2 protein-coding genes are annotated in these 2,134 nt (G+C 62.8%); one reads left to right on the top strand and one right to left on the bottom strand.

Annotation, left to right across the window (positions count from 1 at the left end):
- Positions 1–149 precede the first annotated feature (149 nt).
- The gene (locus Q4F91_RS13435) at positions 150–641 is read left to right on the top strand and encodes a helix-turn-helix domain-containing protein (RefSeq protein WP_303338239.1); all 492 of its coding nucleotides are present in this window, start codon (positions 150–152) and stop codon (positions 639–641) included.
- A 192-nt stretch (positions 642–833) separates the two neighbouring features.
- On the opposite strand, the gene Q4F91_RS13430 is transcribed toward Q4F91_RS13435, so the two are convergent.
- The coding region (locus Q4F91_RS13430; RefSeq protein ID WP_303338238.1) for an autotransporter outer membrane beta-barrel domain-containing protein at positions 834–2,134 on the bottom strand (1,301 nt) is incomplete at its 5' end.

The following is a 2,134-nucleotide window of genomic DNA, read 5'->3' as shown; positions in this document are numbered from 1 at the left end:
GTTCCGGGGACGTGCAGTGCGCGAAGATTAGATATAATCAAACGAAATATCAATAACTTACGGAAAGGACAGCCACTGTCGAAAATGACAGTGCCCGTTGGATAAAGTTCCTCGGGGCGGGTGTCTCTCCGTCGCATGGGACTCCCCGGATGCCTCAGCTCAAAGACGAATACTCCTGCTCGCTTCTGCTCGCGATGGATCTGATCGGCGGCAAGTGGAAGCTGCGCATCCTCTGGCACATCCTCGACGGCGCGACGCGCTTCTCTTCCTTGAAGCGCACCATGCCCGACATCACCGAGAAGATGCTTGCGACCCAGCTCAATGACCTCGAGGCGAACGGCATCCTCACGCGCACCGTAGTGTCCGCGAAGCCCCTTCACATCGAGTACGCCTTCGCGCCCGGGCAGGAGCTCCTCGTGAGCGCCGTCTCCGACCTCTGTGACTTCTCCAAGATCTACGCGAAGGCGCACGGCATCAGGGTGCCCGACACGAGCGACGGATGCTCGTCGTGCTGCTCGTCGGGAGCCCCGTCGTGCTGCGGTTCCGCGGAGCCCGTCTCCTGCTGCAGTTCAAGTCAGTCCTCGTCCTGCTGCGGCGCCGCCGCGGAGGAGAAGGCCGGGGACGGGCCGGACCGGGCCTGATCTTTGCGTTCCGAATGAAGACGAGCCGTTGCTCCGCGCTGGGGCGGCGGCTTTTTGCTGAGCACAGACAAGAAAAAACCGCCGGCTCTTTTGGAGGCCGGCGGTAGAGGGAAACCGAGGCGAGAGAATGCGAAAGTCCGCCCCGGCCGATTTCAGCGGTTATTCACCGCTCATCGATTAGGGATTGTACCATCACCAGGCGTAGCGGACGCCCACGTTGATGCGGTAGTCGGTGTCCATGACCCCGGAGGAGGAGCGTTCCGCATCCGCGTAGATGTGAAGCTGCTTCGTGGCGTTGAAGTTCGCGCCGATGCCGTACTCGTACCAGGTGCCGCCGAGTTCCTCGGTGAGCTTCCTCGAGACGCCCGAGGCGCTCGTGTAGGCGTAGTCGGCGTCGCCGTCCCAGTCGTGGAGCACCGAGGCGCGGATGTAGGCGTTGCCGCGGTTGCCCGGGCACTTGATGCCGAGGGCGAAGCCTGCGCGGCCGATGATCGTGTCGGCGGAGGACTGGCTGACCGTCATGCCGGTCGAGGTCCTGTAGTCCTCGCCGAAGACATGGCCGTACATGAGCTCGACCTGGGGCTCGATGAAGAACGGGTTCTCAAAGGGATAGACGCGCCAGCCGGCCTCGGCCGAGACCGAGACGGCGTTGGTGTGATAGCTGCCGGTGGAGTGGACGCTCGAGGTGGTGATGTCGAACGAGTTCTTGATGCGGCCGACCTTGCCGGTCACGTCGAGGAAGAAGCCGTTGTCGGCGAGCCAGGACCCGTACGCCGTGAAGCCGTAGGTCGAGTTCTCGCCGCCGCCCTGCGCGAAGTCCTGGTCGCCGTCGGTGTAGTGAACCGCGCCGCCGAGCCACACGCCGTGCGAGACCTGGTGGTCATAGCCGAACTGGAAGGTGGTGTACTTGTTCGTGATCGAGAGCGAACCCGAGCGGGCCTTGCCGTTGTAGACACGGGCCCAGACGCCGTTGGCCTCGCCCATGCTGTCGCGGAGCTCGCCCATGCGCTTGTTCATGTCGTTGATTTCGTTGCGCCAGATCTGGAGGCCGATCGCGGACGTCTCGGCGATGCCCGTGACGTTGACGTTCGCCACCTTGGTGATGTTCGTGACCGTGGCGGAGCCGTCATCGGCGAGCGTCACGATGCCCGAGGCGGCGTCATTGATGTCGTCGGCTTCCTGGGTGACTGTGTAGCCGGTGTGCGGAGTGGAGACGTTCTGGGCGATGGAGGTATCGTCCGAGTCCTTGACATTGAGCTGAACCACACCGGCAATCTTGGCAAGGTCGGCGGCGGCGTCGCCCGTGTTGTTTTCAGCCGTGGCGATGACCTTGATGTTGTCAGTGCTCGTCTTCAGGTTGCCATCGGTGCCCGAGAGGAGCACCTTGCCCTCGTCCGAGGAATCCGTGACAGTGACGGTGAGGGAGTCAGCGTTGAAATAGATGTTCTGAGGCAGCCAGTCCTTGTTCCGAGCTCCGCCGAAGTCAACGAGAG

Source organism: Sutterella sp. (genome assembly GCF_030539355.1).
Taxonomy (GTDB): domain Bacteria; phylum Pseudomonadota; class Gammaproteobacteria; order Burkholderiales; family Burkholderiaceae_F; genus Sutterella.
This window is presented reverse-complemented; position numbering and strand designations above follow the sequence as displayed.